Source organism: Mycobacterium sp. ITM-2016-00318, assembly GCF_002968285.2.
Classification (GTDB): Bacteria; Actinomycetota; Actinomycetes; order Mycobacteriales; family Mycobacteriaceae; genus Mycobacterium.
Map to the genome: position 1 here is coordinate 158,585 of NZ_CP134400.1, position 11,914 is coordinate 170,498.

Here is an 11,914-nt window from a genome sequence, read left to right on the forward strand (position 1 = left end):
GTACCGGTAAGCTGGAGTGATGACAGCCACCCACGGCTATACGTACAACAAGGACAGTTACGCGAAACGACTGCGCCGCATCGAGGGCCAGGTGCGCGGGATCGCGAAGATGATCGAAGAGGACAAGTACTGCATCGACGTCCTCACGCAGATCAGCGCCGTCAACAGCGCCCTGCAATCGGTCGCGCTTGGCCTGCTCGACGAACATCTCGGCCACTGCGTGACGCAGGCGGTCGCCGAGGGCGGCGGCGAGGCCGATGCGAAACTCGCGGAGGCGTCAGCGGCGATCGCCCGGCTCGTGCGTTCGTAGCCGACGGCTACCCACCACCCAGCGCGTCCTCGATGCGCTGCACCTTGGCCGTCAACTGCCCGGTATGGCCGGGCCGGATGTCGGCCTTGAGCACCAGGCTCACCCGCGGTGAGGCCGCCGCGACCGCATCGACGGCCTGCTTCACCACCGCCATCACCTCGTCCCATTCGCCCTCGATGTTGGTGAACATCGCGTTGGTCTCGCACGGCAGACCCGATGCGCGGACCACGCGGACCGCCTCGGCGACGGCCGCGCCGACACTGCCGGATTCGTCGCCGCCCGACGGGGCGACGCTGAACGCCACCAACATCGGCTACTGCTTCGTGTAGCCGGTGGGCCGCACGACGAGGATCACGCGGTCGGCCTTGTCGGGAGGCGGCTCGGTCAGCGGCCCGCTGTAGCGGTCGTTGAGCTCGAGATAGAACGCGCCCGTCGGGTCCGGCACGATCTCCTCGACGACTCCACGGACCTCGAGATAGCGGTACGGGTTGTCCGGATCGACGATCGACATCGCGACTGCGGGGTTCGCCTCGATGTTGCGGAACTTCTGCCGCTTGTTGGTGTGGGTGAACCGCAGCAGGTCACCGTCCCAGGCGAACCACATCGGGTTCACCTGCGGACGGCCGTCGGGTCTCACCGTGGCGAGATGTCCGTACTCGGGTAGATCCAGCAGGTGTGCGTATCCGTCGGGAATGTCGGCCATCACGGTCCTCTCTCAATTTGGGCGGCGTTCGCGTGAAACAAGACAACCAGCTTCCCGGGTATCTGCATACCGAGCCGCTACCGTCGATCGGTACCCCCTTCAACCGCGGAGACCCGCACCTCGCCGGGCCGAACATGGTCGCCCCGCATCGCCGTGCAGATGGCGGTGCTGGCGTCGGCCGCCTTCGTCTACGTCACCGCCGAGATGGTTCCGGTTGGCGCGCTTCCCGACATCGCAGCCGATCTCCGCGTCAGCGAGGCCGTCGTCGGCACCCTGCTGGCCAGCTACGCCCTCGTCGCCGCGGTGACCACCGTGCCGTTGGTGCGGCTCACCGCACACTGGCCGCGGCGCCGCACCCTGATGGTCACACTGGTCTGTCTCACTGCGTCACAACTGATTTCGGCACTGGCCCCCAACTTCGCAGTGCTCGCCGGTGGCCGTGTGCTCTGCGCGCTGACACACGGGTTGATGTGGTCGGTGATCGCGCCCATCGGCGCGCGGCTGGTACCGGCGACCCACACCGGGCGGGCAACCACCGCGATCTACGCCGGCACGACGCTGGCGCTGGTCCTCGGTAATCCGCTGACGGCGGCGATGAGCGAGCTGTGGGGCTGGCGGCAGGCCGTCGTGGTGGTCACGGTCGCCGCAGCTGCGGTCACCGCCGCGGCATGGGTGACGCTGCCGCCGATGGTGTTGTCCGCAGCGGAGGTCGACACCGTCCGCAGCCATGACCGCCACCACCGCCGCGGCCGGTTGATGACGCTGAGTGTTCTGACGCTGGTCGGGGTGACCGGCCACTTCATCTCCTACACCTTCATCGTGGTGATCATCCGCGATGTCGTCGGAGTAGAAGGGCCGAATCTGGCCTGGCTTCTCGCCGGCTTCGGCGTCGCAGGGCTGACGGCGATGGCGGTCATGGCCAAACCGGCGGACCGGCACCCGAAGGCGTCGGTGCTCGGGTGCCTTGGCGCGCTCGCGGCCGCGTTCACGGTGCTGGCCGCGCTGGCAGGCGGGCGCCTGCCCGGTGCCGCCGCGATCGCGCTCGGCGCCGCGGCGATCATCGCGTGGGGCGCGGCGTCAACGGCACTGGCGCCGATCCTGCAGGCGATCGCCATGCGCACCGCCCCTGACGATCCCGACGGCGCGTCAGGCGTCTACGTCACGGCGTTCCAGTCGGGATCATGGCCGGGTCCCTGCTCGGCGGGCTGTTCTACGAGCAGGCCGGCCCCGCGGCGATGATCGGAGCGTCAGCGGCGCTGGTGACGTCGGCGCTGGTCGGCGTCGTGGCCGCGCGCGGGCTGTTCACCGACGTCCAGGTAACCAGCAGGAAGTAACATTCGACACCGACGGCCGATGAACCGGGCAGCCCAGCGCCGTTTACCGGACAAGTGTCCAGTATGGGGAGGCCCTCTTCGGCGTTAGCCGGTCTCCACCCTGTGCGAAACTGGTTCAAGCTTTTGACTGGAGGTGTACGCATGCGGCAGCGCATGATGCGGAGGCTTGTCACCGCGACGATCGCGGTCGGCCTGATCGGTGGTTCGGCGTTCGGTAGCCCGTTGGCGATCGCAGATCCCGAGCCCGCTCCCGACCCGTTCGCGCCGCCACCGGGGCCTGCCCCAGCGGCCGAGGCGCCGGTGGATCCCGCCGCGGCTGTCGCGCCCCCACCACCCGCTCCGGTCGACCCGTTCGCGCCCCCGCCGCCGCCCGCGGACCCGCTGGCCGTGCCGCCGCCTCCGCCCGGGCCGGTCGACCCGCTGGCGCCGCCTGCCGGCCCGGCTGCGCCCGCTGCTCCTGCCGATCCGTTCGCCAACCTTCCGACGACAATTCCCGAGGGCACGCCGGCCGGCCAGAACCCGACGCCGTACACCGGTGATCCGGTGTTCCTGCCGCCGTCGTTCAACCCGACCAACGGCTCCATGGTCGGCGTCGCCAAGCCGATCATCATCAACTTCCAGCGGCCGATCGTCGACCGCCCGATGGCCGAGCAGGCCATCCACATCTCGTCGAATCCGCCCGTGCCGGGCAAGTTCTACTGGATGAGCGACACCCAGGTGCGCTGGCGCCCGCTCGACTTCTGGCCGAAGAACACCACAGTGCTGATCGACGCCAGCGGTGCCAAGTCCACCTTCCGCACCGGTGACTCGCTGGTCGCCACCATCGACGACAAGGCGCATCAGATGACGATCACGCGCAACGGCAAGGTGGAGAAGACCTTCCCGGTGTCGATGGGCAAGCCCGACGGCAAGCACGAGACCAAGAACGGCACCTATTACGTGCTGGAGAAGTTCGCCGACATGGTGATGGATTCCGCGACATATGGTGTGCCCACCAACTCGGCGGAGGGCTACAAGCTGAAGGTGCAGGACGCGGTGCGGATCGACAACCTCGGCACATTCGTGCACAGCGCGCCATGGTCGACCGGTGACCAGGGCAAGCGCAACGTCAGCCACGGCTGTATCAACCTCAGCCCGGCCAACGCACAATGGTTCTACGACAACTTCGGCAGCGGCGACCCCATCGTCATCAAGAACTCCGTCGGCACATACGACAAGCTCGACGGCGCCTCCGACTGGCAGATCTAACGCCTTCAGCCATGGGTGTTGCGGCCGGGACCTGACCGCGCTCAGGATGGGTCATGGCCCATCGGCCGCGCGTCGTCGCCGTGATCGTGCTTGTGATCGTGGCGGCCGTCGCGCTGCACGGATACCTGCCCGGTGCGGAGACTCCGCCGCGCGAGCGGCCTGCCAGCAGCTTCGGCAGCCTGTTCGCCGTCATCGCGATGCTCGCGGTGTCGATGGCAATCATCGTCATCGCTGTCGTCACGCAGTCGCGCCACCGTCCCGTCTCCCACGGCGCCGGTGAGCTTCCCCGCGAGCGGGCGGGCGACAAAAGGCCGCTGACGTGGCGCATGGTGCTCGTCGCGGTGGCCGTCGTGATCGCGTGGCTGCTTCTGTTCGCGCTGTTGTCACGGATGAACGCGCAGCTCGACGTCGACGCACCGCCTCCGGACGCGGATGCGTCGCCATCGGGCACACCCGCACCGCCCGTAGAGCCCGCCGATGAGGCGCAACCGTCGTCCAACGTCTTCTCACTGCTGGCCGGGTCGACGGTGCTGCTCATGCTGGTGGTGTTCATCGGCGCGGCGATCGCAGGCCACCGGCAGCGCCGTCGCGGCGGGCCGGCGCCCGTACCCGGTGGCGAAAATCCAGTGGCGGCAACGACCTCCGCATCCGACCCGCTCACAAGGGCGGCCGAGATCGGGCTCGCGGAGGCGGGCGACCTGAGCCGAGAGCCACGCGAGGCGATCATTGCCTGCTACGCCGCGATGGAGCATGAGCTCGAGAACTCACCCGACGTCGTGCCCCGCGAATCGGATACGCCGACAGAGGTGCTGGCCCGCGCCGTCGAGCACCGCGCGCTACGCGCCGACAGCGCAACCGAACTCGTCGAGCTCTTCGAGGAGGCACGCTTCAGCCCGCATGTGATGACCGAGCAACACCGCGAGGCCGCGGTGCGGGTCCTGCGGCTCGTGCTCGCCGAACTGCGGAGCGTGGCATGACCGCCAAGAAGTTGACAGCTGCGGGCCTCTGCCTGGTGATCGGGGTGCAGATGCTGGCGATGCTGGCCCCCGACCGGCGGTTTGTGCTGGTCATCGTCGGGGTAGCCGTAGCGGTGTCCCTGCTGGCGCTGCGGTGGTATCTGGCGCGCGGAACCGAGGACGATGCGGTGCCGCCGAGTGCGAATGACGCCGAAGAGTCGTTGCGCCGCTGGCTGTCTCGCACCGAGACGTTGATCTCCTGGTCGGAGTCCACCCGGTCGGACTGGGACCGACATCTGCGGCCGATGCTGGCGCGGCAGTTCGGCATCGCCACCGGCCAGAAGCAGAACAAGAACCGGGACGGTTTCCGGGCCACCGGGCGGATGTTGTTCGGTGAGGAACTGTGGGCGTGGGTCGATCCTGAGAACGTCGCGCGCACGAACCAGCATGTGCCGGGCCCCGGCCGCGACGCGCTCGACGAAATTCTTCGAAGGTTGGAGCTGCTATGACCGGGATGTCACTGCCTGCGGCGACGACGACTGCCAACTGCGAAGCGGTGCTCGACGAGATCGGGAAGGTCGTGGTCGGCAAGCGGTGGGCACTGAACCTCATCCTGACGTCGGTGCTCGCGGGCGGACACGTGTTGATCGAAGACCTACCCGGGCTTGGCAAGACGTTGATCGCGCGGTCGTTCGCAGCGGCGCTCGGCCTGGAGTTCACCCGCGTCCAGTTCACCCCTGACCTGCTGCCCGCCGACCTGCTCGGCTCGACGGTCTACGACATGCAGTCCGGCCGATTCGAATTCCGATCGGGCCCGATATTCACCAATCTGCTTCTCGCCGACGAGATCAACAGGACGCCGCCCAAAACCCAGGCCGCACTCCTCGAGGCGATGGCCGAAGGTCAGGTGAGCATCGACGGAGTCACCCATCGGCTGCCGGACCCGTTCATCGTGCTCGCCACGGACAACCCGATCGAGTACGAGGGCACGTATCCGCTGCCGGAGGCGCAACTCGACCGGTTCGCGATCCGGCTGGAGTTGCGCTACCTCTCCGAGGACGAGGAGGCGTCGATGCTGCGCCGCCGTCTGGAGCGAGGCTCGGCGGAGCCGACGGTGAATCAGGTTGTCGACGCCCATGATCTGGTCGCCATGCGCGAGTCGGTGGAGCAGGTGACCGTGCACGACGACATGCTCGCGTACGTGGTGTCGCTGGCCAACGCGACGCGGCAGCATCCGCAGGTGGCCGTCGGCGCGAGCCCGCGCGCCGAACTCGACCTCGTCCAGCACGCCCGCGCGCGGGCGCTTCTGCTTGGCCGCGACTACGTGATTCCCGAGGACGTGAAATCGCTTGCCGTTCCCACCATGGCGCACCGGATCAGCCTCAAACCCGAGATGTGGGTACGTCGGGTGCACGGTGCCGACATCGTGGAGGAACTGTTGCGGCGGTTGCCGGTACCGCGGGCCCGCGGATGATCGGCGCGGACGCGAGGAGCAAGAACAACCTCAGTCGCGTCACGGAGCCCGAGCTACGCTGGCACGCTTCGCCTTTGGCACGTGCGGTCGCCACCTGTGCGGGGGTCCTGCTTGCGGCGGCGTTGATCGGGTCACGTTGGCAGCTGATCGCATTCGTCGCGCCGCTGCTTGGCGTGCTGTGTTCGATCGGTTGGCAGCGCGCCGTGCCCAAGGTCTTCGTGCACGCCGAGCCGGACCTGCAACGGTGTTTCGAAGGCGAGCAGGCACAGCTGACCATATGGGCGTCAGCCGATCCGGGTGACGTCGACGTCACCCTCGCGCTGGCAGCTGTGGACGGGATGACGCTCGAGGTGGCGGACGCGGGCGACGGCAGGCAGACGGTCACCGTTGCGGCCGACCGCTGGGGTCGCTACCCGATCCGCGCGACGGTCGACGTGGTCGCGCCGGGCGGGCTGCTCTCGGGCACCGCGACCGCCGACGCATGCGACGTGTTCGTGTTCCCGGTCGCCCCGCCGCAATCCACGGCGATCCCCAAGACGGAGCTGCTCGACCGGCTGGGCACCCACCTGACTCGGCACATCGGGCCGGGGGTCGAGTACGCCGACATCCGACCGTATGTGCCCGGTGACCAACTGCGCACGGTGAATTGGCCGGTGAGCGCGCGCCGCGGCAGCCTGCACGTCACCCAGCGGCTGACCGATCGGGCCGCCGATGTGGTGGTGCTGATCGATACCTACGCACAGCCGCCGGGGCCGGCGACAGAGGCGACCGAGCGCGCACTCCGCGGCGCCGTGCAGGTGGTGCAGAGCGCGCTGCGCAGCGGCGACCGCGCGGGCGTCGTGACGCTGGGCGGCGGGCGCCCACGCTGGCTCGGCGCCGACATCGGCAGGCGGCAGTTCTACCGGCTGCTCGACACACTGCTCGGCGCGGGCGACGAATTCGAGACCACGACAGGCACATTGGCGCCGCGCGCGGCGCTACCACCTGGCGCCGTCGTCGTCGCCTTCTCCACGATGCTCGACACCGAATTCGCCCTGTCCCTGATCGACCTGCGCAGGCGCGGGCACACGGTGGTGGCGGTCGACGTGCTCGAGGGCGCCCCGTTCGAGCCTGGAATGGACCCGTTGTTCACCCGCATGTGGGCGATGCAGAGGTCGTTCATGTACCGCGACATGGGCACCATCGGTGTCGACATCGTGTCCTGGCCGGAGCGGAACACCCTCGACCAGTCGATGAAGCTGGTCCCGGAGCACCGGCGGCCGGTGCGGGGGCGGCGATGAACCTTCTCGGCAGGGCGCATCTGCTGTCGACAGCCTTCGGGCTGGTGATGGTCGCGTCGGCCGGCCTCCAGACCACCGGGGCCGCACTGATTCTCGCCGTGGCGGCCGTGGTGGCCGTGCTGGCAGGCATCGTGGCCCGGGTCGCCGCGACCCTCGCGGTGTTGTTGTCGGCGGCGGCGATCGTCGTCGCCGACGCCCCGGCGGTGCTCGCGGCGCTCGCCGGGCTGTCCGCGGCGTGCTACCTCGTGCTGCGCTACACCGAAGGCGGATCCACGAGGGTGATCGGCGCATCCGCTCCGGCAATGCTTGCCGCCCTTGGTTTCACCTTCGTCGGCGTGCTCGCGGCGTCGTTCCCGTTCGAGTTGCCGTGGCTGCCGCTGCTCGCTCCGTTGGCGGTTTTCGGCATCTACGTGCTCGCCACCCGCCCCTTTTACCAGGCCGGTGAGGGCACGCTCGACATCAGTTCCAGATCCTGACCCGTCTCTCCGGCTCGAGATACAGGGTGTCGTCCTCGTCGACCTCGAACGCCTGGTAGAACGCGTCCATGTTGCGGATCACGCCGTTGCAGCGGAACTCCGGCGGTGAGTGCGGATCGACGGCCAGGCGCCGGAGCGCCTCAGCCTCGCGGGATTTGGTGCGCCACACCTGAGCCCATCCGAAGAACACGCGCTGCACACCTGTCAGCCCGTCGATGACCGGAGCCGGCTCACCACCCAGTGAGAGCTGATAGGCCAGCAGCGCGATCGACAGACCACCGAGGTCGCCGATGTTCTCGCCTACCGTGAAGGCGCCGTTGACATGTGATCCGTTGTGCCCTCGAAGTTCCCGCGGCACGAACTCGTCGTACTGCTCGATAAGCTTCTTGGTGCGCGCGCCGAACTCGGTGCGGTCGTCGTCGGTCCACCAGTCCACGAGGTTGCCGTCACCGTCGTACTTGGCGCCCTGATCGTCGAACCCGTGGCCGATCTCGTGGCCGATCACCGCGCCGATACCGCCGTAGTTGGCGGCGTCGTCGGCGTCGGCGTCGAAGAACGGCGGCTGCAGAATCGCCGCGGGAAAGACGATCTCGTTCATGCCGGGGTTGTAGTAGGCGTTCACCGTCTGCGGCGTCATGAACCACTCGTCGCGGTCGACAGGGCCGCCGAGCTTGGCGACCTCACGCTCCGAGCTGACGATCGCGCCGCGCCGGTAGTTGCCGTACAGGTCGTCGCGCTCGATGACCAGCGTCGAGTAGTCACGCCACTTCACCGGATAGCCGATCTTCGGCGTGAACTTGTCCAGCTTGGCCAGCGCGCGCTGACGGGTCTCGGGTGTCATCCACTCCAACTGATTGATGCTCACCCGGTAGGCCTCGCGCAGGTTGGCCACCAGTTCGTCCATCCGCGCCTTGGCGTCCGGCGGGAAGTGCCGCTCGACGTAGAGCTTGCCGAGCGGGTCGCCCATCAGGTTCTCCACCACCGAGACGCCGCGCTTCCAGCGTTCCCGGATGGATTCGGTGCCGCTGAGCGTCCGGCCGTAGAAGTCGAAGTCCTCGGCGACCAGGTCGTCGGTGAGCAGGAAGGCGCGCGAGTGAATGACCCGCCACCTGGCCCACCGCTTCCAGTCCTCGAGGTCTTCGGCGGCCCACAGCGCAGCGAACGCGGTCAGGTAATCCGGTTGCCGCACAACCAGTTCGGCTGCGGTGTCGGGACCGGCGCCCATCGCGGTGACCCAGCCGGCCCAGTCGAAGCCAGGCGCCTCTGCGGACAGGTCGGTGAACTGACGCAGGTTGTAGGTGAGGTCGGCGTCGCGCCGCTTGACGACGTCCCAGTGCGCGGCGGCCAGCTTGGCCTCCAGCGCGACGATCCGCTCGGCGGTGGCCTGCCATTCGCCCGGCTGCGGCTCCTCGCCGTGCACCAGCCCGAACATCGAGGCGATGTGGCGCGGGTAGGCGGCCAGGATCTCGGCATGCTGATCGTCGCGGTAGTAGGACTCGTCGGGCAGTCCGATGCCCGACTGGCTCAGGTGCAACAGATACCGGGCGGAGTTCTTGGAGTCGGTGTCGATGTAGGCGCCGGTGCCCCCGCCGACGCCCGCGCGCTGCAGCCCGCCGATCACCGCGGCCAGCGCGTCGGCATCGGCAGCCTCGTCGATCAGGGCGAGTTCGTCGAGCAGCGGCGCAACGCCGATCCGTTCGACCGTCGCCTCGTCGGTGAAGCTCGCGAACAGGTCGCCGATGCGCTGCTGGTCGGTGCCGTTGGCGGCACCGGCCGCAGCCGCCTCGTTGATGAGGTCGCGAATCTGCTCCTCCGCCCGGTCGTACAGCGACCGGAACGCCCCGTCGGTGGCCCGGTCGGGGGGGATCGCGTAGTCGGCCAGCCAGCGGCCGTTCACGTGCCCGAACAAGTCGTCCTGGGGGCGGGCCTGGTCGTCGACGTGGCTCAGATCGATGCCGGAGCGGATTGCTTCTACTGTCACCCCACCAGGTTGCCAGAAGGGTGGGAGAGCGCCGTGACCCCTCAGTCCCGCTCGGTACCGCCGGTGGCATCGCCCAGCTCGACCCCGAACATCGCGGCCAGGCAGCCGTGCTCGGCGCAGTCATGTCGCGCGACCGCAACGGCGGCACCTCGACGGTTCGAGGCGGTGGTGTCGGTGGTGGTGGTCATCTCAATTTCTCCTGTTCGCCGTGTATTTCGGCTGGTAACCGGATTGTTCCGGCGAACACAAGCTAGGTCTCCGCAGCTCACGTGGCTCGCTTGTGCGCACAAGCCGCACAGTTCGCGATCGCCGTTTTTTGCGCATTGTGCTCAAGGGCCGGGGTGGTGCCCGGGATAACAAGGAAAATGCCGACCGCTTCGGTACCCTCACGGCCATGCCCGCCGACCGCGCCGACGAAGCCATCGCCGACGACGACATCAAGAACGACGACATCAAGAACGACGACATCGAGAACGACGGTCCCGTCATCTCCGGTCTCGGCATCGCATCCGCGGCACTTGGCGTGCTGTCGGTGGCCGCGGTGGTGCTCGCGCTGATCATCTGGTCGGGCCATAGGGCCGACGCCGACGAGCGGGTCTATCAGACCGAGGTGCTCAACGCCGCCGCCGACTGGACCACCGTCCTCATCAACTTGAACTCCGGTGACGTCGACGCCAGCCTGCAGAAGCTGCACGACGGCACGGTGGGCAAGCTCAACAGCGAGTTCGAGTCGGCGCTGGAGCCGTACAAGAAGGTCGTGGAGACACTGCAGTCGCGGACCAAGGGCCAGGTCGACTCCGTCGCGATCGAGGCCATCCACCACCGACCTGCGACCCTGCCCGACGGCAGGCCCGCGCCGGCTCCGACGCCGCAGCCCGCGCTCGCCGAGGCGGTCAGACGCACCGACACCGTCATGGTGGTGGCGACGTCGATCAGCGACAACGTCGGCGGTAAGCCGCAGACCCTGCGCTGGAACATCCGGCTCGACGTCTCCGACGTCGACGGCAAGCTGCTGATCTCGCGGCTGGAGCAGGTGCAGTGAGGAACCGCCTGCGAGTGCTGGCGTTCGACGTCGTCGCACCGCTCGCGGTGATCGCCGCGCTGATCTACATCGGGATGGGGATGGGTTGGCCGCTGTGGTGGGTGTCGCTGGCATCGGTGCTGTGTCTTCTGGTCATCGAGGGCGTGATCGTCAACGTTGTGCTGGCCCGACGCGACGGCGTGACGGTCGGCACCGACGATGACGGGCCTGCGCTGCGGTTGGCGGTCGTCGGGATAGCCACGGTCGCCCTGATGGCCGCGGTGCTCGTCGGCTACACGCAGTGGACGGTGCCCGACCGCAACTTCCGCGACGATAGCGCCGAGGTCGTCGGCATTGCCAGCAGCGTGGCCGAGGCGAGCGCGACGTTCACCCCGTCGAGCCCGACCGCGGCGATCGACCGTGCCGCGGCGCTGATGACGCCGGAGCGCGCGGACAAGTACAAGAACGAATTCGCCACGGTGGCAAAGCAATTGACGAGCAAGAACGTGTCGGCTCAGGCGAGCACCATCTCGGCGGGTGTCGAGGCCATCGGTCCGACCGACGCCAGCGTCGCGGTGATGATGCGGGGCACCCAGAGCGTGCCCGGCAAGCCGGCGGACCTCGCGGTGCTCGCGCTGCGGGTGACGCTGGGAAAGGACGGCGACCGCTGGCTGGTCGACGACGTCGTGCCGATCAACTCGCGCTGAGCAGGCGCGCGTGGTCCACCTTGAGGCAGCGGTCCATCACGACCTGAAGGCCTGCGGCCTCGCCGTCGCGGGCCACTTGCTCGTCTGCCAGACCCGACTGCAGCCACAGTGTCTTGGCACCCACCCTGATCGCGTCGTCGAGCACGGCGGGCAGGTGCTCGTGGCGCCGGAACACGTCGACGAGGTCGGGCACGACGGGCAGCGACGCCAGGTCGGGATAGGTGGGTGTGCCGTCGACATCACCGATGGTCGGGTTGACGAGATACAACTCGTAGTCGCTGGCGGCCTTGAGATAGCTCCACACGCCGTAGACGGCGCGCGTCCTGTTCGCCGAGGCGCCGACGATCGCGACGGTTCGGGTTTCGCGCAGGATGGCATCGATGTCGGCAGTCATGACTACCGGTATACCCGCGCGGCGGTCAGG

The 11,914-nt window shown here is 68.3% G+C and carries 14 protein-coding genes and 1 pseudogene; 10 read left to right on the forward strand and 5 right to left on the reverse strand.

The window, feature by feature from the left end; translation table 11 throughout:
- The first annotated feature begins 19 nt into the window (after positions 1–19).
- On the forward strand, positions 20–310 hold the full coding sequence (locus C6A82_RS00795; protein WP_105343080.1) for a metal-sensitive transcriptional regulator: 291 nt from the start codon (positions 20–22) through the stop codon (positions 308–310).
- 7 nt (positions 311–317) lie between these two features.
- On the opposite strand, the gene C6A82_RS00800 is transcribed toward C6A82_RS00795, so the two are convergent.
- Both C6A82_RS00800 and C6A82_RS00805 read right to left on the reverse strand, forming a co-directional pair.
- Complete coding sequence (locus C6A82_RS00800) at positions 318–620, reverse strand: MTH1187 family thiamine-binding protein (RefSeq protein ID WP_105343082.1); 303 nt, start codon at positions 618–620, stop codon at positions 318–320.
- A 3-nt stretch (positions 621–623) separates the two neighbouring features.
- Entirely contained in the window at positions 624–1,013 is a 390-nt protein-coding gene (locus C6A82_RS00805; RefSeq protein WP_105343083.1) for a PPOX class F420-dependent oxidoreductase, read from the reverse strand.
- A 159-nt stretch (positions 1,014–1,172) separates the two neighbouring features.
- Between C6A82_RS00805 and C6A82_RS00810 the strand changes: the two are divergent.
- From C6A82_RS00810 to C6A82_RS00840, 7 genes and pseudogenes are all read left to right on the forward strand, one after another.
- Positions 1,173–2,347, forward strand: a pseudogene (locus C6A82_RS00810) (MFS transporter).
- Positions 2,348–2,488: 141 nt separating this feature from the next.
- The gene (locus C6A82_RS00815) at positions 2,489–3,595 is read left to right on the forward strand and encodes a L,D-transpeptidase family protein (protein ID WP_311101595.1); all 1,107 of its coding nucleotides are present in this window, start codon (positions 2,489–2,491) and stop codon (positions 3,593–3,595) included.
- 53 nt (positions 3,596–3,648) lie between these two features.
- On the forward strand, positions 3,649–4,572 hold the full coding sequence (locus C6A82_RS00820) for a DUF4129 domain-containing protein (RefSeq protein WP_105342759.1): 924 nt from the start codon (positions 3,649–3,651) through the stop codon (positions 4,570–4,572).
- Entirely contained in the window at positions 4,569–5,060 is a 492-nt protein-coding gene (locus C6A82_RS00825) for a hypothetical protein (RefSeq protein WP_105342761.1), read from the forward strand. Before C6A82_RS00820 ends, C6A82_RS00825 begins: the two co-directional genes overlap by 4 nt.
- Positions 5,061–5,065: 5 nt before the next feature.
- Entirely contained in the window at positions 5,066–6,025 is a 960-nt protein-coding gene (locus tag C6A82_RS00830; RefSeq protein WP_105342771.1) for a MoxR family ATPase, read from the forward strand.
- On the forward strand, positions 6,022–7,305 hold the full coding sequence (locus C6A82_RS00835) for a DUF58 domain-containing protein (protein WP_105342763.1): 1,284 nt from the start codon (positions 6,022–6,024) through the stop codon (positions 7,303–7,305). The genes C6A82_RS00830 and C6A82_RS00835 overlap by 4 nt, the downstream gene beginning before the upstream one ends.
- Complete coding sequence (locus C6A82_RS00840) at positions 7,302–7,781, forward strand: hypothetical protein (RefSeq protein WP_105342764.1); 480 nt, start codon at positions 7,302–7,304, stop codon at positions 7,779–7,781. The genes C6A82_RS00835 and C6A82_RS00840 overlap by 4 nt, the downstream gene beginning before the upstream one ends.
- On the opposite strand, the gene C6A82_RS00845 is transcribed toward C6A82_RS00840, so the two are convergent.
- Entirely contained in the window at positions 7,765–9,762 is a 1,998-nt protein-coding gene (locus C6A82_RS00845) for a M13 family metallopeptidase (RefSeq protein WP_105342766.1), read from the reverse strand. The genes C6A82_RS00840 and C6A82_RS00845 overlap by 17 nt on opposite strands.
- A gap of 41 nt (positions 9,763–9,803) precedes the next feature.
- Positions 9,804–9,950, reverse strand: coding sequence for a hypothetical protein (locus C6A82_RS00850; RefSeq protein ID WP_158261599.1), 147 nt, complete (start codon positions 9,948–9,950; stop codon positions 9,804–9,806).
- A gap of 206 nt (positions 9,951–10,156) precedes the next feature.
- On the opposite strand from C6A82_RS00850, the gene C6A82_RS00855 reads away from it, so the two are divergent.
- Both C6A82_RS00855 and C6A82_RS00860 read left to right on the forward strand, forming a co-directional pair.
- A complete protein-coding gene (locus C6A82_RS00855; protein WP_233216791.1) occupies positions 10,157–10,804 on the forward strand; it encodes a hypothetical protein in 648 nt (215 codons plus the stop codon).
- Positions 10,801–11,490: a hypothetical protein gene (locus C6A82_RS00860; protein ID WP_105342768.1), complete on the forward strand. Its 690-nt coding sequence runs from the start codon at positions 10,801–10,803 to the stop codon at positions 11,488–11,490. The genes C6A82_RS00855 and C6A82_RS00860 overlap by 4 nt, the downstream gene beginning before the upstream one ends.
- Here C6A82_RS00860 and C6A82_RS00865 read toward each other — a convergent pair.
- A complete protein-coding gene (locus C6A82_RS00865; protein WP_105342769.1) occupies positions 11,477–11,884 on the reverse strand; it encodes a CoA-binding protein in 408 nt (135 codons plus the stop codon). The genes C6A82_RS00860 and C6A82_RS00865 overlap by 14 nt on opposite strands.
- Positions 11,885–11,914 lie beyond the last annotated feature (30 nt).

Excerpts from the sequence above, each read along its gene's own strand:
- C6A82_RS00795 (WP_105343080.1), top strand. The coding sequence starts at position 20 with ATGACAGCCACCCACGGCTATACGTACAACAAGGACAGTTACGCGAAA.
- C6A82_RS00800 (WP_105343082.1), bottom strand. The coding sequence starts at position 620 with ATGTTGGTGGCGTTCAGCGTCGCCCCGTCGGGCGGCGACGAATCCGGC.
- C6A82_RS00805 (WP_105343083.1), bottom strand. The coding sequence starts at position 1,013 with ATGGCCGACATTCCCGACGGATACGCACACCTGCTGGATCTACCCGAG.
- C6A82_RS00815 (WP_311101595.1), top strand. The coding sequence starts at position 2,489 with ATGCGGCAGCGCATGATGCGGAGGCTTGTCACCGCGACGATCGCGGTC.
- C6A82_RS00820 (WP_105342759.1), top strand. The coding sequence starts at position 3,649 with ATGGCCCATCGGCCGCGCGTCGTCGCCGTGATCGTGCTTGTGATCGTG.
- C6A82_RS00825 (WP_105342761.1), top strand. The coding sequence starts at position 4,569 with ATGACCGCCAAGAAGTTGACAGCTGCGGGCCTCTGCCTGGTGATCGGG.
- C6A82_RS00830 (WP_105342771.1), top strand. The coding sequence starts at position 5,066 with ATGTCACTGCCTGCGGCGACGACGACTGCCAACTGCGAAGCGGTGCTC.
- C6A82_RS00835 (WP_105342763.1), top strand. The coding sequence starts at position 6,022 with ATGATCGGCGCGGACGCGAGGAGCAAGAACAACCTCAGTCGCGTCACG.
- C6A82_RS00840 (WP_105342764.1), top strand. The coding sequence starts at position 7,302 with ATGAACCTTCTCGGCAGGGCGCATCTGCTGTCGACAGCCTTCGGGCTG.
- C6A82_RS00850 (WP_158261599.1), bottom strand. The coding sequence starts at position 9,950 with ATGACCACCACCACCGACACCACCGCCTCGAACCGTCGAGGTGCCGCC.
- C6A82_RS00855 (WP_233216791.1), top strand. The coding sequence starts at position 10,157 with ATGCCCGCCGACCGCGCCGACGAAGCCATCGCCGACGACGACATCAAG.
- C6A82_RS00865 (WP_105342769.1), bottom strand. The coding sequence starts at position 11,884 with ATGACTGCCGACATCGATGCCATCCTGCGCGAAACCCGAACCGTCGCG.